This window comes from Nonomuraea sediminis (assembly GCF_018531495.1).
Taxonomy (GTDB): domain Bacteria; phylum Actinomycetota; class Actinomycetes; order Streptosporangiales; family Streptosporangiaceae; genus Nonomuraea; species Nonomuraea sediminis.
On record NZ_JAHDTI010000006.1, the window covers coordinates 225,613 to 243,727 of the forward strand.

The following is an 18,115-nucleotide window of genomic DNA, read 5'->3' on the forward strand; positions in this document are numbered from 1 at the left end:
GTGCCCCGGGTCCCCGCCGTACGAGGGCGCCGACCACCGCCGTACACCCTCTCGCCGACCCGGCGCCCGGCGGCGAACGCGGCGTCGCCTGCCCTCCTCACCCCACCCGAGCCGTGGCACGGCACGGCACGGGTGCCCGCATCCTCGTACGTCAGCCACCCACCTCCGCCCGATGTCCGGTGCCCGCCGTACGAGGGCGTCGACCACCGCCGTACACCCTCTCGCCGACCCGGCGCCCGGAGGGGAAACGCGGCGTCGCCCGCCCTCCGACGCCTCACCCGGGCCGCGGCGCGGCAAGTAGAGGTGCCCATCCGGGCTCGTGCGTCAACCGTCGCCGCCCGACGTCGGGTGCCTGCCGTACGAGGGCCGCAAGGCTAGAGGGGGAAGCCGGATTCGAGGGCGGACAGGGCGTGGTCCAGTTCGGTGGGGCCGTCGAAGTTGGGGTCGCGGACCCAGTCGAACCAGACGGCCATGATGACGCCTGCGATCGCCCCCGTGATGTTGCGGATCTGGGGGTCGTCGGTGGGTTTGCCCGCGCGGGTGGCAAGGAGGTCCCGGAGGGTGGCCAGGGCTTGGGTGATGTTGTCGAGGTTGGCCGCCCAGAGTTCGGGGACGGTGAAGACCAGGCGTTCGATCTCCAGGCCCGCGGCTCGTTCCTCGGGGGTGCGCTGGGCGTTGACCTCGCGCATGGCCAGCCGGACCGCTTCGATGGGCCCCACGTCGGCGGGGACCGCGGCGAGCGCCTCCACGAACGGCGGGAAGTCGTCCATCACCACGAGGTCCTCTTTGGTGCGGAAGTAGCGGAACACGGTGCTCGGCGCCACCTCCGCGGCCTCCGCGATCTGCTCGACCGTCGTGGCGGCGAAGCCCTGGTCGCGGAAGAGCCGCAGCGCCTCGCGCTGGATCAGCACCCGCGTCTTCGCCTTCTTGCGTTCCCGGAGACTCATGCACTGATTCTGCACCATGCTAGTCAACTCGCAAATGAGAGCGTACTCTCAAAATCATGCGACGTATCCGATCCGCCGACGGGCACCTCGGCTGGCTAGCCACCACGCACGCCGAGGTCCGCACCGTGCTCGGCGACCCCCGCTTCTCCGCCCGCCAGGAGCTCAAGCACCCCTTGCGGCAGGCCGTACGCCCCAACGACGCCAGGGAGCCCGCCGCGCCGGGCTGGTTCCCCGGCATGGACGCGCCCGAGCACACCCGTTACCGGCGCATGGTGCACGCCCAGTTCAGCCCGCGCCGCATGCGGCAGCTCGAACCCCGCATCCGCGAGATCACCCAGGAACGACTGAACGCGATGAAGGGCCCCACCGCCGACCTGATCAGGGAGTTCGCGCTGCCGATCCCTTCGCTGGTGATCTGCGAGCTGCTCGGCGTGCCGTACGGCGACCATGAGTTCTTCGAGGAGCAGACGGCGCTGATCGCCCGCCTCGACCCGCGCGCGCAAGAGGCGCTGGGCGCGCTCGGGAAGTACCTGGGCGAGCTGGTCGCGAGCAAGCGCGACCAGCCGGGCGACGACCTGGTCAGCGGGCTGATCAAGGAGGGCGAGCTCAGCGACGAGGAGCTGGTCAACATCGCCCTGCTGCTGCTCGTGGCCGGGCACGAGACCACCGCGAACATGATCGGCCTGGGCGTCCTGACGCTGCTGGAGGAACCGGCCTGCATCGAGGCTCTCAGGCGGGACCCGGGCGCGGCGGTCGAGGAGCTGCTGCGCCGGCTGTCGATCGTGGGGACCATCAGCCGGGCGGCGCTCGAGGACGTCGAGGTCGAGGGCACGCTGGTCGGCGCGGGCGACACGGTGACGCTCGACCTCATGGCCGCCAACCACGACGCCGCCGTGTTCGACGAGCCCGACCGGCTCGTGCTGGACCGTGAGGAGGCCAGGCTGCAGCTGGCCTTCGCGCACGGCCCACACCTGTGCCTGGGGCACCACCTGGCCAGGCTGGAGATGCGCATCGCCTACCTGGCGCTGTTCGACCGCTTCCCCGGCTTGCGGGTGGCCGCGCCGTACGAGGATCTGGTGTTCAAGCAGGGCGCCGTCCGCGGCCTGGTCGAGCTGCCGGTCACAGGATTGCGAGCGGGTTGACGGCGCTGCCGGTGCCGCCCTGGATCCGCAGCGGCGCCGCCACGAAGACGAAGTCCGTACGGCCGGCCGCGGCGAGCTCCTCCAGCCACAGCATCTCGACGAGGTGGATGCCGTGGCGGTGCAGCAGGATCAGGTGGAGGTCGTCGTCCAGGTCCTCGTCGGAGAGCTGGTTCTCGTTCAGCCCCTCGATGGCGGCGTTGTCGCAGGCCACGAGCGAGACGTCGTGGCGGGCGAGCCAGCGTCCGGCGTCGGCGGACAGGCCCGGCTGGCCCGGTGAGCTGTCCCACACCGTGGGCCAGCCGGTGCGGATGACGACCGCGTCGCCGGGTTCGGGCTCGGCGATGTCGGCCAGGGTCTCGGCGGTGATGCGGTGGTCGGCGGGCAGATGGTCGACCCCGAAATATCCGGCCACGTCGTAGAAGACGCCTCGGGCCACCACGCCGCCCACCCGCTCGATCCCGCACCGGGCGGCGCCGTGGGAGCGGACCCGGGCGGCCGGGTGGCCGTTGTAGATCTCCTCGCCCGACCACATGTGGCACAGCGCGTCCATGTGCGTGGTCGTGCCGTGGGCGCTGACGATCAGCACGTCGTCGGCCATCCGCAGCCCGGGCCCCACCGGGCGGGCGCCCGCCGCGTAGTCGCCGCCGTCGACCGACATGAAGTGCTGCGGCGCGGGGCGCCCCGCGAGCCGCGGGGCGCCCTTGACCGGCATCGACAGGCTGAGCACCTGCCCGGTCCTGGCGGCGCCGAGCGCCCGCAGCACGACGTCGGGGGTCAGCAGGTTGAGCGTCCCGCGCTGATCCTCTGGGCCGAAGCGGCCCCAGTTGTTAGGCTCGGCAACCAAGTAAGCGCTTCCTTTCACGCGGAGGGTCCATGCACTGCCATCCCCGGTTCGCTCGCGTGCGCGAGGCCTTCGAGCGGAACTTCGCCGACGGCAACGAGGTCGGCGCCGCCTTCGCCGTCTACCTGGACGGCGAGCTGGTCGTGGACCTGTGGGACGGGGTGGCCGACCGGGTGTCGGGCAGGCCGTGGGAGGGCGACACGCCCGTGTTCACCTACTCCTGCACCAAGGCCGTCACGGCGGCGGTGCTGCTGCGCCTGGCCGAGCGCGGGCTGGTGGACCTGGGGGCGCCCGTCAAGGAGGTGTGGCCCGAGTTCACGGCTCCGGCGACCGTGGAGCACCTGCTCACCCACCAGGCCGGGCTGCCGGTGATCGAGGAGCGGGTGCCGGTGGAGGAGTTCGGCGACCTGCCGGCGATCGCCGCCCGCCTGGCGGGGCAGCAGCCGGTGTGGGAGCCGGGCACCGCCCACGGCTACCACGCGCTGACGTACGGCTTCCTGGTCGGCGAGGTGGTCCGCAGGGTCACAGGCAGGTCCGTGGGCGAGCTCGTCGACGCCGAGATCGCCGGGCCGCTCGGCCTGGAGCTCTGGCTGGGCGCCCCCGACCCGGTGATCGCCCGCGCGGCCCGCCTCACGTCCAAGCGCCACACCCAGCGATCCGGTACGGCAGGCCAGGCGGCACCGGATGCGGCGGCGGGACCGCTGGCCGGGATGGTCGCGGCAGGGCGGGATCCCGAGAGCCTGCTGAACCGGGCCGTGGGCAATCCGCCGATCAACGATCTGGAGGGCGGGGCGAACAACCCGGTGCTCCTGCGGGCCGCATGGCCGGCCGCCGGGGTCGTGGCGACGGCACGCGGCCTGGCCGGGTTCTACCGGGCGCTGGTGGCCGGGGAGGTGCTCGGGCTCGGCACGCTGACGGACGCCATCCGCCCGCGGGTCAGGGGCGAGGACCGGGTGCTGCGCCTGGACAGCTCGTTCGGGCTCGGGTTCATGCGTCCGGCGATGACGTTCTTCTCTCCCGCGGAGACGGCCTTCGGCCACACGGGCAGCGGCGGCTTCATCGGGCTCGGCGACCTGGAGCACCGCCTGGCCGTCGGCTACGTCATGAACCGCATGGACAACGCGCCCGCCGGAAGCCTGCGCGGCTTCCACCTCACCAAGGCGGTCTACGACTCGCTGTGACCTCACTGCATCGTCACGCCGCCGCTGACCGACAGCGTCTGGCCGGTGATGTAGGAGGCGCGTTCGCTGCAGAGATAGGCGACAAGTCCGGAAACGTCGGAGGGAGTGCCCAGCCGCCGCAGCGGGATGCCACGGGCGATCTTGTCCACCAGCCCGGGATTCTGTTCGTCGACCCGTCGCAGCATCGGCGTGTCCGTGGGTCCCGGGCAGACGACGTTGGAGGTGATGCCGGACTTGGCGACCTCCCGCGCCAGGCTCTTGGCCAGCCCGAACAGCCCCGATTTGGTGGCCGCGTAGGCGCCCTCGCCGCCCGAGCCCGCCCGCGCCCCGTCGGAGGCGATGAACACCAGCCGCCCCCACCCGCGCTCGATCATCCCGGGCAGCAGCAGCTGGGTGAGCAGCATCGGCCCGCGCAGGTTGACCTGCCACATCAGGTCCCAGTGCGCGGGATCGCTCGCCACGAACTCCTCCACGACGGACACGCCCGCGTTGTGCACGACGATGTCCACCACGCCGAGGTCGCGGCAGAACCCCTCGATGGAGGCGGGATCGCTCAGGTCCAGTTCCCTGGCCTCGGCGGTGCCGTGCTCCGGCTGCTCCGACCAGGCCACGCCGCCGCGGTCCACGACGAACGGCGCGTGGACGCCCACCTCGCCGGCCACCTTGGCCGCGCCGGGGCCGTCCAGGTCGGCCACGATCACGGCCGCTCCCTGGGCCACCAGGTCGGCGCAGATGGCCGCGCCGATACCGCCCGCGCCCCCGGTCACCAGGGCGCGCCTGCCGTCGAGCTGCCAACCGACCGTCATGTTTCCGAACCTAACATTTGCTTGACCAGGTCGTCCGTGCGCACGCGGGTGGCCAGCAGACTGACAGTGTTCCTCAGTACGGCTCGCGCGTAGTCCTCGGGGATGCCCGCCACGGCGTCCGTCACGACGGTGACGCGGTAGCCGAGGTTGACCGCCTCCAGGGCCAGCCCCGGGATGCCCAGGTTGAGCGAGACACCGACGGCGACCACATGGGAGATGCCCAGCGAGCGCAGCCTCATGTCCAGCGAGGTGCCGGTGAAGGGTGAGAAGCCGTGGTATCGGCGGCTCTCCAGGTCACCCGGGTCCCGCAGTTCCGGGAGGACCTCCACGGCGGGGGTTCCTTCGAGCATGTGGGCGGGATCCTTGAGCAGGGCGACGATGAACGGGCAGTTGTCCGTGTGCGAGCCCGCCCGGTCCTGCCTGAAGGCGGCGGTGCAGTGGATGACGGGGATGCCCGAAGTCCGGGCGGCGTCGAGGATCGCGGCGGTGTGAGGGATCACGCCGTTGCTCTCACAGGCGGCCACCAAGTCCGGAAATTTCGTTAGATCGCCGACGACGCCCCGCTGCATCTCCATGACCAGAACCGCCGTGCGCCCCACCCGAGCCTCCAGCCTGCCGAGCGCTTGCTTGGTATGCCGGAGCCTATCACCCGGATCCCGTGCGCCGTAGCGGCGGGCGAGCGGCACCGACTCGCCGTGAGCGCCGGTCGCGGACCCCCGGCCGGAGTACGGCGGGCGGTCGGTGGGGTGGCTTGCCGTACACACAGAGCGACGTGAAGCTAACTGATGGCGAAATATCGTCACTCGTGACAACCGGAAAGCCCAATGAGACCGTCGAATGAGAGACGGATGTGTTGGGGGTTGGACTTGGTTCCTGGGTACCGGGAAGTTCGCCAGCTCGGCGCCGGCCGCAGCGGCCGCGTGTTCCTCGCCACCTACCAGGCCACGGGCGCGTACGTGGCGATCAAGTACCTGAACGCGACCCTGCGCAGGGACGACGAGTTCATGGCGCGCTTCCGGACGGACAGCCATGCCCTGGTGGAGATCGACGACCCGAACGTGGTCAAGCTCTACGAGTACGTCGAGACGCCCACCCGAGCCGCCGTGGTGACGGAGCTGGTCGACGGCGTCTCGCTGCGCACGGTGCTGGCCGAGCACGGCCACACCACCCCCGAGGCCGCGCTGGTCGTGCTGAAGGGCACCCTGATCGCGCTGGCCGCCGCGCACGAGCGGGGCGTCCCGCACCGCGACGTCAAGCCCGAGAACGTGCTGGTCCAGGCCGACGGCACCAGCAAGCTGGCCGACTTCGGGGTGGTCGTGCACGCCGAGGAGCCCGGCGTCCCGGCGGGCAGCCCGCCGTACATGTCCCCAGAGCTGTGGACGAACGGTACGGCGGGGCCGCCCGCCGACCTGTACGCCGCCGCCTGCATGCTCTTCGAGACGGTGCGCGGCAGGCCGCCCTTCCGCGGCGAGGACGTCGCCACGGTCAGGGACAAGCACCTGGTCGAGCCCGTGCCGCTGGAGGTGGCCCCTGACACGCTGCGCGACCTGCTGCGGCGCGGGATGGCCAAGGACCCGGCGGCCAGGTACGCCTCGGCCAGGCAGTTCGCGGCCGAGCTCGAGGAGGACGCGGTCGCCGGCTACGGCCCCGAGTGGGAGCAGCGCGGGCGCCGCCACCTGGCCGAGCTGACCACGCTGCTCGCGCTGAAGTTCCCGCTGGCCAAGACGGTCTCCACGGCCGAGACCGCGCCCACGATCAGGGAGCGGATGGTCCAGGTGCCGCGGCTGCCGCCGCACCTGTGGATCGCGGCCGCGGCCGTGGTGGCCGTGCTGACCGCCGTGGTGCTGTCGGGCGGCAAGCTGGCTCCGGGGCCAGGCACGGTGCTGATGCCGCCGCCCGAGTCGCCCTCCTGGCCGAGCACGGTCCCTGTGGACGTCAAGACGCCGGAACGCAAGGCCACCACCCCGCCCCCGCCCGTGAGGACGACGAGGCGGGCCCAGCCCTCGTCGCCCCCCACCACCCCGCCCCCTCCGGCGACCACACCGACCCAGACCAGATTCTCCGCGCCCGCCAGGCCCGTGGTGCAGGCGGCCAGCATCGTGTCGTGGAGCGGCTCGGCGGGCTCGGTCAAGGTCGCGGCCGACGGCACGGGCCCGGTGCGGCTGACCGTGTCCTACACCAGGCGCGACGGCGACGGCCCCGTCCGCACGCTCCACACGGAGAGCCGGACCCTGGCCGGCAGGACCGCCTACGTCGACGGCGTCCAGCGCGACCTCGGCACGGTGGCCTGCGGTCAGCGGTCGTACTTCGGCATCCTGGTGATGACCGATCCCGCCTCGGCCAACGGCCCGCAGGTCAGCGAGGTGGCCGTGGACGGTCCCGCCTGCCCGGCCCGCACCACGACGCCGACTCCCACCCAGCACACCGCGGCGGGTTCGCCGACGCCGAGCCAGGAGCCGTTCGTCCCCACCGACGAGCCCTCGGACGTCACGACCGAGTGACCCTTGTCGGTCAACCAAGCGTGCGCTAGCTTGGCGAGCGATGGCCGACGAAGAGACAGGCGTGGTGCACACCTACACCGTGGTGCACCGCTCGTTCGTGCCCGCCTACCAGGGGCGGGAGCCGTACGTCCTGGCCTGGGTGGAGCTGCCCGGCGGCGGTCGCGCGTTCGGGCACGTCGTGGGGTGCCGACCGGAGGAGGTCAGGATCGGGATGGCGGTGCGGGTGTCGTACGTCGACGGGCTGGCGCAGTGGAGGCCCGCATGAAGCTGGGCAACGTGTTCGTCCCCGTGGACGACCTGGACAAGGCGATCGCGTTCTACGGGTTGCCGGTGAAGTTCCGCGACGGCGACAGGTTCGCGGCGCTGGACGGAGGCGGGGTGACGATCGCGCTGGCGGGCCCGGCCGAACACGTCACCCCCGGGGTCGCGCCGTCCTACAAGGTGGAGGACGTACGGCAGGCCGTACGGCTCTTCGAGGAGCGTGGCGCGCAGGTGGTGCGGGAGCCCGAGAGCGGGCCGCACGAGACGCGGGCCGTGCTGCGTGACCCCTCAGGAAACGTCTTCGTGCTGTATTCGTGATTCGGAGGCCCCCCATGTTCGGCAACTACGGATACGCGATCCTGACCGCGGGGGCGCTGCGGACCCCCGACCGGGTGGCGCTCACCTACTGCGGAGAGCAGTCCTTCACCTACGACGAGCTGAACAGGGCGGTGAACCGGCGGGCGCACGCGCTGCTGGCCGCGGGCGTCGCGCCGGGGCAGCGGGTGGCCGCGCTGCTGAACGAGACGCTGCTGGTGGCCGAGGTGTACCTGGCCCAGGCCAAGATCGGGGCGATCACGGCGGCGCTGAACCCGTACTGGCCGGTCGAGACGCTGCGCGGCGTGGTCGCGCAGTCGGGGTGCACGGTCTTCGTCTACGACTCGACGGTCGCCTCCGTGGTCGAGGAGATCCGGCCGTCCCTGCCCGGGATCAGCACGTGGATCGAGGCGTCCTCGCTGGATTCCGACCGGGAGGAAGAGCCCCCGATCGCGGGGTCCTTCGACGACCCGCTGGCGCTCTACTACACCTCGGGCACGACCGGGCTGCCCAAGCCGGTCGTCCACACGCACGCCTCGTCGCTGGCCACCGCGCAGATCTGGCTGGACGTGCCCCGCTCGCCCGACTCGGTGTTCGGGACCGGGGCGATCATCTGGGGCATCGGCTTCCCCGCCATCGTGGGGCCCGCGCTGTACGCCGGGATGCGGCTGGTGCTCGAGCAGGACTGGGGGCCCGCGAACTTCCTGAAGGTCGTGCCCCGCGAGCGGGTCACGCATGTGTCGCAGATCCCGTCGTTCTACGCCGCCCTGCTGGGAGCTTCGGAGCACGAGTCGGTTGATTTATCGTCACTTAGTGTGATCATGCTCGGCGGGGAGCCGTTGACCGCGACCATGCTCGGGCGGATCAAGGAGCGGCTGCCCGAGGCGGGCGTGTACTCCTACTACGGCCAGACCGAGGCCCCCTACACCTGTATGGGCCGGGTCGACGACGGCTCCACCCCGCTCGGATCCTCGGGCAGGGCCCGCACGGGCAACGCCGTCCGGATCACCGACCCCTCGGGCAACCGGGTCGTCGACCAGGTGGGCGAGATCAACCTGGCGGGCCCGCACCGGATGGCCGGCTACGACGAGCTGCCCGACAAGACCGCCGAGGTGCTGCGCGGCGAGTGGTACGTGGGCGGCGACCTGGGCACCCTGTCGGCCGACGGCGTGCTGCGGGTGCTCGGGCGGCGCGAGGACTCCATCGTCAAGGACGGGCAGTGGACGCAGCCCGCCACCATCGAGGAGGCCGCCGCGGCGCTGGACGGCGTGGCGGAGGCGGGCGCGGCCGGAGTTCCCGAGGGCGCCACGTCGCAGCGGATCCTGCTGGCCGTCGTGCCGCGGGCCGGGCAGTCGCTCGAGGCGTCGAAGGTGGCGCTGGCCCTGGCCGACACGCTGCCCGCGCACCAGCGTCCCGACCACGTCGTGGTGGCCGAGTCGCTGCCGCACTTCGAGGACGCCTCGGGCGGGCCCGGCAAGCTGCTGCGCAGGGAGATCAGGGAGCTGTATGGCCACCTCCTGGGCTGAGCACGAGGTCAAGGCGCTGCTGCGGGAGGCCGGGATCCCCGTGCCGCGCGGGGTCCTCTCCCTGCCGGAGGCGCGGTCGCTCACCCCGCCGCTCGTGCTCAAGGCCTACGGACCGTCCCTGATACACAAGTCGGACGCCGGTGCGGTGGCCCTCGGCCTCGATTTACCCGATATTTCGGGCGCCGCCGCCGATATGCGGACCCGTCTTGGGGATCGGATCGCCGGTTTTCTGGTGGAGGAGCAGGTCCCGCCCGGTGTCGAGCTGATCGTCGGCCTCGTCAGGGATCCGTCCTTCGGGCCGCTCCTGCTCACGGGACTGGGCGGGGTGTTCACCGAAGCCCTCCGGGACACGGCGATCCGCCTGTGCCCGATCACGGAGTCCGACGCGCGCGCGATGCTCGCCTCGCTGCGCGGTTCCAGGATCCTGTACGGCTGGCGCGGCGGCGACCCGGTGGACGTGGACGCCGTCGTGAAGCTCCTGATGACGATCGGCGGACCAGGCGGGCTGTGGGAACGCCTGTCGCTCGGCGAGTTCGAGCTCAACCCCGTCATCGCCGCACCGTCCGGGGTCGTCGCGGTCGACGCCCGCTACCTCCCTGCCTCCTCCCATGAGGACGTCGTCCCCGGGCCCGCCGGCGACTTCACGGCGCTGTTCGAGCCCCGCCGGGTCGCCGTGGTCGGGGCGTCGGCGACGCGGCCGAACTTCGGGAACATGTTCCTGGAGTTCTACAAGACCACCGGGGTGCCGCTGGTCGCGGTGCACCCCTCGGCCCGCGAGATCGACGGCGTGCCCGCCGTGCCCTCGCTGGACGCGGCGGACGTCGACTACGCGCTGGTCGCGGTGCCCGCGGAACGCTGCGCCGACGTGGTACGGCAGGCGGGCGGCGTGCCGTACGTGCAGGTCATGAGCGGCGGCTTCGCCGAGGCCGGGCACCAGGACCTGGAGGACGCGCTCCTGGCGGCCGCCCGCGAGAGCGGAACCCGGCTGCTCGGGCCCAACTGCATGGGCGTCTACTGCCCGCGCGGCCGGCAGACGTTCATCGGCGGCGGGCTCGGCCCCGCGGGGACGATCGCCCTGGTGTCGCAGAGCGGCGGCCTGGCCGGGGAGGTCGTCAAGGTCGGCGAGCGCCGCGGCCTCGCCTTCAGCCGCGTCGCCACCCTCGGCAACTCGCTGGACGTGACCCCCGCCGAGCTCGTCTCCTGGCTGTCACGGGACCCCTCGACCCAGGCGATCGGCCTCTACCTCGAGGACCCGCGCGACGGCCGCGCCCTCTTCTCGGCGATCTCCGAGTCCCGCGTGCCGGTCGTGCTGCTCGTGGGCGGGCGCACCTCCCAGGGGCAGCGGGCCGCCGCCTCGCACACGGGCGGGCTGGTCAGCGACGCGCGCGTCTGGGAGGCGCTCGCCGCCCAGGCCGGCGCCGCCCTGGTCACCAGCCAGGACGATCTCATCGGCGTCCTGCACTACTGCCAGGCCCACGCCGCTCGCCCCTTCTCCGACGGGGTGCTGGTGGTCGGGCCCAGCGGCGGGGCGAGCGTGCTGGCCGCCGACGTGTTCTCGCGCGCCGGGGTGGAACTGGCCGCGTTGCCCGACGCGGCCCTGGACGACCTGCGGGCGCTGGGACTCGGGGTCGGCAGCTCGCTGGCGAACCCGCTGGAGGTCCCCGTGGGGCCGCGAGGCAGGCCGGAACTGGTTCGGGACGCGATCACGGCGATCGTGCGGCGGCAGCCGTACGGGGACGTCGTGGCGCACGTGAACGTGCAGAGCTTCTTCACCTTCGGGACGGCGGCCGAGCCGCTGCTCGAGTACGCGCGCAGGCTCGCGGCGGCGCAGGACGCGCTGCCGGAGACGCGGATCACGCTGGTCACCAGGAACGGCGAGTGCGCGCCCGCCGGGGTCGAGGACGAGGTCAGAGCCATCGCCGCGACCGCGGGCATACCTGTGTACCGATCGATGGAGGCGGCCGCGGTCGCCGTCGCCGCCGGGCGGCGGCTGTTGGGAGGCAACGATGGGGCTGCTTGACGGCAAGGTCGCGCTGATCACCGGCGGGGCCCGCGGCATGGGCGAGGCACACGTGCGGCTCTTCCTGTCCGAGGGCGCCCAGGTGGTCTTCGGCGACGTCCTGGAGGAGGAGGGCAAGGCGCTGGCGGAGGAGACGGGCGCCGTCTTCGTCCGCCACGACGTCACCAGCCCCGAGGAGTGGCAGCGCGCCGTCGCCACGGCCACGGAGCTGTACGGCAAGCTGGACGTGCTCGTCAACAACGCGGGAATTCTGAAGTTCGGTCGGATCGCCGACATGTCGCCGGACGACTTCTCCCGCATCGTCGACGTCAACCTCAAGGGCACCTGGCTGGGCGTCAAGTCGGTCATCGACCCGATGAAGGCGGCCGGGCGCGGCTCGATCGTGAACATCTCCTCCATCGAGGGCTTCATCGGCGCGGAAGGCCTCTCGGCCTACGCGGCCTCCAAGTTCGCCATCCGCGGCGTCACCAAGTCGGCGGCCCGCGAGCTGGCCCGCTTCAAGATCCGCGTCAACTCGGTCCACCCGGGAGCGATCAACACCTCCATGGTCATGGACGCCGACATGATGGCGGAGGTGGACGCGGAGGCATTCGTCAAATCCATGGTCATCAAACGCTTCGCGAAACCCGTCGAGGTCTCGCACGTGGTCGCCTTCCTGGCCTCCGACAGGTCCAGCTACTGCACAGGCAGCGAGTTCACCGTGGACGGCGGCCTCACCACCGGCGCCGGCTACTGACCCCCGGTCTTCGTCAGGCCGGGGCGGGACGGCGGCGGCGGGTTCGGGTGGCGGCTACCGGGTCGATGGTGGTCCAGGTGGCCGCCAGGGCGACCGACGGGGTGCGGCCTCTGGCGACGTGGCGCAGCGCGTGGGCCGCGGCCGCGGTCGCGTCGTGGGACTCGATGGCGGCGTAGATCTCGTGGTGCTCGGCGCACTGCTGGTCAGGGTCGCCGTGCGTGAGGCGGAAGAGCCAGCGCAGGCGCGCCTCCAGCGGGCGCATCATGTCGATGAGCAGCGCGTTGCCCGACAGGTCCACCACGGCCGTGTGGAATTCGGCGTTGGCCAGGGCGATGTCGCGGGGCTCGCCGCGCCCGGTGGCCTCGTCGGCCCTGTCCAGTACGGCGTGCAGCCGCGCCAGCCCGTCCGCGTCGGCGCGCTGGGCGGCGAGCTTCGCCGCCAGCACCTCCAGGCTCTCCCGCACGTCGAAGAAGTCGTCCACGTCGGCCGGGGTGAACGGGCTGACCAGGACTCCTTGCCGGGGCACGAGCACGACGAGGCGTTCGGCCTCCAGCCTGCTCAGTGCCTCGCGGACCGGGACGCGGGAGACGTCGAGCTCGGCCGCGAGATCGCGTTCGATGAGGCGCTGCCCGGGCGTCAGGTCGCCCTCGATGATGCGCTCCTTGAGCGTGGCGTAGACCGCTTCGCGCGCCGTCGACATGTCCCCAACCTTGTCACAGACAACGGTATACCGCTATTGGTGAGTGGGCTTGCTTGCCCGGTCAGCGGGGTTGTGGGCCGCGCGCGCAAAAACGGCTAGATGCGGTGGGAGACCACGTTGACGATTTTGCCGCTGGGGTCCTGGACGAAGAAGCGGCGGACGCCCCAGGCCTCGTCCTGGAGAGGGTGCACGATGGTGGCGCCGGAGGCGAGCATGGTGGCGTGGACGGCGTCGACGTCCTCCACCTCGACGCTGAAGTCGGCCTGGACCGGCGCCGTGGCGTCCTTGGTGACCAGCGTGACCTGGGCCGTGGGGTTCGCGGGTGAGGCGAGCGTGACGACCCAGCCCAGGTCCATGACCTCGACGAACCCGAGCCGCTCGTAGAAAGCCCTGCTCGCGTCCAGGGCTTCGGAGGCGATGTCCGGCACGACGCGTCTGATGCTCATGCCAGGCAGGCTAGCCGTTGATCCCGACACTTCCTGGACATCCGCCCGAATTCGTGCTTCAAGGTAGATCTTTCGGGCTTTGTCGGGATTGTCGCAAGATTTCTGGCGGCGTTTCGACCTGCGGTTTTATCGGTCCTGGTGCCTTGAAGGTTTCTTGACCCTGGCGTGACCTGTTCTTTTGCCAAGGTAATCTCCCCTCGTCACGAAAGGCTACAGGCCTCTGGTTTGTCACACGTGTCCCGGGGATCTCCCCTGTCACCCCGGGCTGCGCTCCGGAAGGTTTCATGTCACCTGAGATGAAGAAGTACATCGACCTGCTCGAGAGCCAGCTCGGCTACTCAGAGAAGGCCGGTGCCTACACCAAGTTCGGCGACTGGTACGGCAAGAACGTCGAGTTCGACGCCGACTACAGTTCGTCGCCCTGGTGTGACATGTACCTGTCGTGGGCCGCGGACAAGCTCGGCTTCGAGAACTGGATCGGCCAGTTCGCCTTCACCCAGGCGCACGCCGAGTGGTTCAAGGAGCACGACGCCTGGGGGCACAAGCCGCAGCCGGGCGCGTTCGTGTTCTACGACTGGGGCGGATCGAAGTCCATCGACGGCATCGACCACGTCGGCGTGGTGACCAAGGTCGTGGGCGACAGGATCTTCACGATCGAGGGCAACATCGACGGCGGCACGGCCAAGCGCAAGGAGCGCGACACCAGCAAGGTCGTCGGCTACGGCTACCCCGAGAAGATCAAGGAACGCCTGGACGCCGAGGCGATCGCCAAGCAGCAGGACGAGGAGCAGTCGTCCCCGCCCGCCGACCCCGAGGTCGGAACGCTCCAGCTCCCGGAGAACGACCTCGCCTCCCTGATCCACCCGCCCGAGGCCGCCTCTCGCCCCGTGCCCCTCGCCGCCGGAGCTCCCGCCGGGTCGCCCGCGCCGACGCCCACCGCGGCTCCGAAGAAGGCGACCCCCAGGACCTCGCCGCAGCCCATCAAGAGCCCCAAGAAGGGCAAGCACGCCAAACCGGCCACCGCCGACACCCAGGCCGCCACCACGCAGCCGCTGCCGGTCATCACGGCCGCCTCCGCCGCCAGGCCCCTCCCCGCGCTCAACTCCCCCACGCTGCTGGGCTCCGCGATGGTGGCCGCCCTCGCGGTCCTGGCCGTCGCCAAGACCCGTCAACGCCGCGTACGGCTTGCCACGGCCACCACCCGCCCGGCCACCACCCGCGCCCGCGGCCACCGCCGCGCCCCCAGCCGCCGGACCCGCCACGTCCCCCAGGAACCCCTCCTCGAGACCGCCCTCCCGACGCCCACCACAGAGCTCCCCGAGACCACGCTCCCCGCCATGGAGCTCGCCGCGACCACGCTCCCCGCCCCCGCGACAGAGCTCGTCGCGACCACGAGCCCGGCCTCCGCCACGACCACGATCCCGGCTCCCGCCACGGAGGCCGCCGAGACCGCGTTCACGCCCCAGGCGTTCGCCGGTCCGGGAGACGTGCTGGCGGCCAGCATCGCGGCGGCACGGGCGCTCGCGATCCCCGAGGCGACGACCCCGTTCGACGCGTTCGCCCCGCCCGCCGCGGAAACCCGGCAACCCGTCGAAACCTGGCCCGCCCAGGAAACCGCTCCGGAAGCCTTGCTCCACGGATCGCCCGCGGAACCCAGGCGCCGCGTCGAGCCCGGGCATCACACCCTCCGGGAGTCCCGCCCCGAGCCGTACCGGGGCCACCGCCGCCAGGAGGCCAAGGAACGGATTCGCCGCCGCCGCGGCACCCGTCCCGAGGAGCCCAGGTTCGACCAGGACGCCCCGCTGCGCGGCCGCCGGCACCGCCCCGCCGTACAGGAGCAGACCCGCCGCAGGGGCCGTCACCGCGCGCTATGACAGCCCGTGGGCGCGGGCGAAGGCGACCAGAGCCTGTACGGCGTCGCGGGACCGAGCCCAGGGCCGGACGATGAGCCGGTCCACGCCGAGCGCCGCCCACGCGGGCACCTCGGCGGGCGAGGCCAGCGAGTAGGCGTGCACGGTGATGGAGAAGGGCCGGCGATCGCGCAGCGCCGCGAGGCGGTCGAGCTGCGGCCGGATCGAGTCGAGCGTGTGCGGCATGCTGATCCACCCGTCGCACAGCAGGGCCGCCCGCCGCAGCGCCGCGGGTGATTCGCCGCCGGCCAGGATCGGCAGGTGCGCCTGCACGGGCTTGGGATCGAAGGCCACCTCCTCGAAGGAGTAGAACCGCCCCCGGTGCGACACGGCGGGCTCGGTCCACAGCCGGCGCGCGAGGAGGATGGCCTCGTCCAGCCGGGCGCCGCGGTTCTCGAAGGGGATCTGGGCGGCGTCCCACTCGCCGCGGTACCACCCGGCGCCCACCCCGCAGATGGCGCGCCCGCCGGAGACGGCGTCGAGCGTGGCGAAGGCCCTGGCTGAGGCGAAGGGGTGCCGCAGAGCGAACAGGTGGACAGCGGTGCCGAGCCTGACCCGGGTGGTGAGCGCGGCCAGGTGGCACAGGTAGGCGGGGGCGTCGAAGAGCGGGGTAGTGGGTTTGATGCCTGGCTTGTCGGTGCCCGGATAGACGGCCAGGGAGAGGTCGGTGGCGAAGACCAGGTGCTCGGGCAGCCACACGGATTCGAACCCGAGCTCGTCGGCGGCGACCGCGACGTCCTTCCACGCCGCCGGGTGCAGCAGCCCGAGCGGCACGCCGTACTTCACGGGTACCTCCGTGAGCCGAGCGAGGCCCTGACGCGGGCGCGGTGGTCGGCGGAGGTCCCGTAGGCGGCGGCCAGCGACCACGCCCTGGCCAGCCAGAAGCGCAGGTCCAGCTCGTGGGTGTAGCCGATGGCGCCGTGGACCTGGAGTGCCGCCCGCGCCGCGAGGGCGGCGGCCTCCCCGGCGGCGGCCTTGGCCGCGCTCACGTCGCGCTCGCCGAGCGAGAGTGCGGCCCGGTGGACCAGCGGCGCGGCGAACTCCAGGGCGATGGCCACGTCGGCGAGCCGGTGCTTGACCGCCTGGAAGGACCCGATCGGCTTGCCGAACTGGGTGCGGACGCGGGCGTAGGCCACCGTGGTGTCGAGCAGGTGGCGTCCCACCCCGATGAGCTGCGCCGCCGTGGCCACCGTGGCCTGCGCGACGACCGTCTCCAGCGCGCCAGGCAAATGCGAAATATCCGTATAAGTCACGTCGAAAAGCAGCCGCCCGGGATCCCAGCTGGGCCGCGGCGACAGCCGTACGTCGGAAGCGAGATGCAACCCCCCATCGACAGCGACGACGACCTGGTCGGCGAGATCCGCGTCCGGGGCGAGGCCGCCGAGCTGAGCGCTGACGCACGCCTTGTCGAAGTGCAGGTACGGCAGCGCCACCAGGGTCTCCACCACGGGCCCTGTGAGGCAGGCGCGTCCCGTCTCCTCCAGCGCGGGCAGCGCGTCGACCAGCGAGAGCCCGAGCCCGCCCGGCGCGAGCAGGGTGAAGAAGCCGAGCGCGGCCAGCTCGTCCCAGCCGGAGCCGCGCCGGGCGGGGGTGGCGTGGTCGCGCAGCACGTCGCGCACGGTGGCGGCGATGGCCAGCTGGTCGTCGGTGAAGGCGAAGTTCATCGCGGCAGCCCCAGGACTCGTTCGGCGACGATGTTGCGCTGGATCTCGTTGGTACCCGCGTAGATGGGACCCGCCAGGGAGAACAGGAACCCGTCCAGCCAGGGCGTGGCCGCCGCCCGCTCACCCAGGATCTCCATGGCCAGGGCGTGCATACGCAGGTCCAGCTCGGACCAGAAGACCTTGCCCATGCTGGTGGCGGGCCCGATCTCCGCGCCTGACAGCAGGCGGTGCGCGACGCCGAAGGTGTGCAGGCGGTAGGCCTCGGCGTCGATCCAGCACCGGGCGGCCCTGTCGGCGAGCACCGGATCGCCGGTGGCCAGCCGGACGAGCCGGTCGGCGGTGGCCAGGAAGCGCCCGGGGCTGCGCAGGGCGAGCCCGCGTTCGGACGAGGTGGTGGCCATCGCGATCCGCCACCCCTCGCCGACCTGGCCGAGCACCATCGAGTCGGGCACGAACACGCCGTCGAAGAACAGCTCGGCGAACCCGTGCTCGCCGTCCAGCTGCGCGATCGGCCTGACCGTGACCTCATCCAGCGGGAACAGGAAGTACGTCAGCCCGTGGTGCCGCTCGCCGCCGGTGCGGAACAGGCCGAACCCGTGGGAGGCGAAGGCGGCCCGCGAGCTCCACGTCTTGTGCCCGTAGAGCCGCCAGCCGCCGTCGTCCCGCTCGGCCCTGGAGGTGAGCGCCGCCAGGTCGCTGCCCGCCTCGGGCTCCGACCAGGCCTGCGCCCACACGTCGTCGGCGCGGGCCATCCTGGGCAGCAGGTCCTGCCGCTGTTCGGGGGTGCCGAAGCGCATGAGCGTAGGGGCCAGCAGGAAGATGCCGTTCTGGGTCACCCTGGCGGGGGCTCCCGCGGCCCAGTACTCCTCCTCGAAGATGAGCCACTCGATCAGGGACGCGTCCCGCCCGCCGTACTCGCGCGACCAGGACACGACCGACAGCCGGGCCTCGGTCAGCTCCGCCTCCCAGCGGCGGTGCGCCTCGAAGCCCTCGGCGGTGTCCATGGACGGCAGGTCCTGGGGGACGTGGGCGGCCAGCCAGGCGCGCACCTCGGCGCGGAAGGCCTGCTCGGCCTCGGAGAAGTCGAGATCCACACCGACCAAACTAGCGCACGCTTGG

General features: G+C 72.0%; 18 protein-coding genes. 9 read left to right on the forward strand and 9 right to left on the reverse strand.

What is annotated here, in order from left to right:
• Positions 1-374: 374 nt before the first annotated feature.
• Positions 375-947 carry a TetR/AcrR family transcriptional regulator gene (locus KIK09_RS28070; RefSeq protein ID WP_214322368.1) on the reverse strand — a complete coding sequence of 191 codons (573 nt, stop codon included), beginning with the start codon at positions 945-947 and terminating at the stop codon, positions 375-377.
• Positions 948-1,003: 56 nt separating this feature from the next.
• Here KIK09_RS28070 and KIK09_RS28075 point away from each other — a divergent pair, with 56 nt between their 5' ends.
• On the forward strand, positions 1,004-2,089 hold the full coding sequence (locus KIK09_RS28075) for a cytochrome P450 (RefSeq protein WP_214322369.1): 1,086 nt from the start codon (positions 1,004-1,006) through the stop codon (positions 2,087-2,089).
• Here KIK09_RS28075 and KIK09_RS28080 read toward each other — a convergent pair.
• Entirely contained in the window at positions 2,067-2,933 is an 867-nt protein-coding gene (locus KIK09_RS28080; RefSeq protein WP_214322370.1) for a cyclase family protein, read from the reverse strand. The two genes, KIK09_RS28075 and KIK09_RS28080, sit on opposite strands and share 23 nt — an antisense overlap.
• Before the next feature lie 29 nt (positions 2,934-2,962).
• Between KIK09_RS28080 and KIK09_RS28085 the strand changes: the two genes are divergently transcribed.
• Positions 2,963-4,111 (forward strand): serine hydrolase domain-containing protein, encoded by a 1,149-nt coding sequence (locus KIK09_RS28085; RefSeq protein ID WP_214322371.1) that lies wholly within the window; start codon positions 2,963-2,965, stop codon positions 4,109-4,111.
• 2 nt (positions 4,112-4,113) lie between these two features.
• Here the strand turns inward: KIK09_RS28085 and KIK09_RS28090 are convergent, their stop codons facing one another.
• Positions 4,114-4,917: an SDR family NAD(P)-dependent oxidoreductase gene (locus KIK09_RS28090; protein ID WP_214322372.1), complete on the reverse strand. Its 804-nt coding sequence runs from the start codon at positions 4,915-4,917 to the stop codon at positions 4,114-4,116.
• Entirely contained in the window at positions 4,914-5,516 is a 603-nt protein-coding gene (locus KIK09_RS28095) for a cysteine hydrolase family protein (RefSeq protein WP_308164328.1), read from the reverse strand. Before KIK09_RS28095 ends, KIK09_RS28090 begins: the two co-directional genes overlap by 4 nt.
• Before the next feature lie 261 nt (positions 5,517-5,777).
• Here KIK09_RS28095 and KIK09_RS28100 point away from each other — a divergent pair, with 261 nt between their 5' ends.
• From KIK09_RS28100 to KIK09_RS28125, 6 genes are read left to right on the forward strand one after another with little or no spacing between them, the layout of a single operon-like run.
• Positions 5,778-7,418, forward strand: coding sequence for a serine/threonine-protein kinase (locus KIK09_RS28100; RefSeq protein ID WP_214322373.1), 1,641 nt, complete (start codon positions 5,778-5,780; stop codon positions 7,416-7,418).
• 40 nt (positions 7,419-7,458) lie between these two features.
• A complete protein-coding gene (locus KIK09_RS28105; RefSeq protein WP_214322374.1) occupies positions 7,459-7,683 on the forward strand; it encodes a Zn-ribbon domain-containing OB-fold protein in 225 nt (74 codons plus the stop codon).
• Complete coding sequence (locus KIK09_RS28110; RefSeq protein ID WP_214322375.1) at positions 7,680-7,997, forward strand: VOC family protein; 318 nt, start codon at positions 7,680-7,682, stop codon at positions 7,995-7,997. The genes KIK09_RS28105 and KIK09_RS28110 overlap by 4 nt, the downstream gene beginning before the upstream one ends.
• Positions 7,998-8,011: 14 nt before the next feature.
• Positions 8,012-9,520: a class I adenylate-forming enzyme family protein gene (locus tag KIK09_RS28115; protein ID WP_214322376.1), complete on the forward strand. Its 1,509-nt coding sequence runs from the start codon at positions 8,012-8,014 to the stop codon at positions 9,518-9,520.
• Positions 9,501-11,540 carry an acetate--CoA ligase family protein gene (locus KIK09_RS28120; RefSeq protein ID WP_214322377.1) on the forward strand — a complete coding sequence of 680 codons (2,040 nt, stop codon included), beginning with the start codon at positions 9,501-9,503 and terminating at the stop codon, positions 11,538-11,540. Before KIK09_RS28115 ends, KIK09_RS28120 begins: the two co-directional genes overlap by 20 nt.
• The gene (locus KIK09_RS28125) at positions 11,527-12,276 is read left to right on the forward strand and encodes a glucose 1-dehydrogenase (protein WP_214322378.1); all 750 of its coding nucleotides are present in this window, start codon (positions 11,527-11,529) and stop codon (positions 12,274-12,276) included. The genes KIK09_RS28120 and KIK09_RS28125 overlap by 14 nt, the downstream gene beginning before the upstream one ends.
• A gap of 13 nt (positions 12,277-12,289) precedes the next feature.
• Here the strand turns inward: KIK09_RS28125 and KIK09_RS28130 are convergent, their stop codons facing one another.
• Positions 12,290-12,976, reverse strand: coding sequence for a GntR family transcriptional regulator (locus tag KIK09_RS28130; protein ID WP_214322379.1), 687 nt, complete (start codon positions 12,974-12,976; stop codon positions 12,290-12,292).
• A gap of 95 nt (positions 12,977-13,071) precedes the next feature.
• Positions 13,072-13,422, reverse strand: a complete 351-nt coding sequence (locus tag KIK09_RS28135; protein ID WP_214322380.1) for a VOC family protein — start codon at positions 13,420-13,422, stop codon at positions 13,072-13,074.
• Between the two features lie 284 nt (positions 13,423-13,706).
• Here KIK09_RS28135 and KIK09_RS28140 point away from each other — a divergent pair, with 284 nt between their 5' ends.
• On the forward strand, positions 13,707-15,296 hold the full coding sequence (locus KIK09_RS28140) for a CHAP domain-containing protein (protein WP_214322381.1): 1,590 nt from the start codon (positions 13,707-13,709) through the stop codon (positions 15,294-15,296).
• On the opposite strand, the gene KIK09_RS28145 is transcribed toward KIK09_RS28140, so the two are convergent.
• From KIK09_RS28145 to KIK09_RS28155, 3 genes are read right to left on the reverse strand one after another with little or no spacing between them, the layout of a single operon-like run.
• Entirely contained in the window at positions 15,291-16,118 is an 828-nt protein-coding gene (locus KIK09_RS28145) for a TIGR03619 family F420-dependent LLM class oxidoreductase (protein ID WP_214322382.1), read from the reverse strand. The genes KIK09_RS28140 and KIK09_RS28145 overlap by 6 nt on opposite strands.
• Positions 16,115-16,996, reverse strand: a complete 882-nt coding sequence (locus tag KIK09_RS28150; RefSeq protein WP_214322383.1) for an acyl-CoA dehydrogenase family protein — start codon at positions 16,994-16,996, stop codon at positions 16,115-16,117. Before KIK09_RS28150 ends, KIK09_RS28145 begins: the two co-directional genes overlap by 4 nt.
• Positions 16,993-18,090, reverse strand: coding sequence for an acyl-CoA dehydrogenase family protein (locus KIK09_RS28155; protein WP_214322384.1), 1,098 nt, complete (start codon positions 18,088-18,090; stop codon positions 16,993-16,995). Before KIK09_RS28155 ends, KIK09_RS28150 begins: the two co-directional genes overlap by 4 nt.
• Between the last annotated feature and the right edge of the window lie 25 nt (positions 18,091-18,115).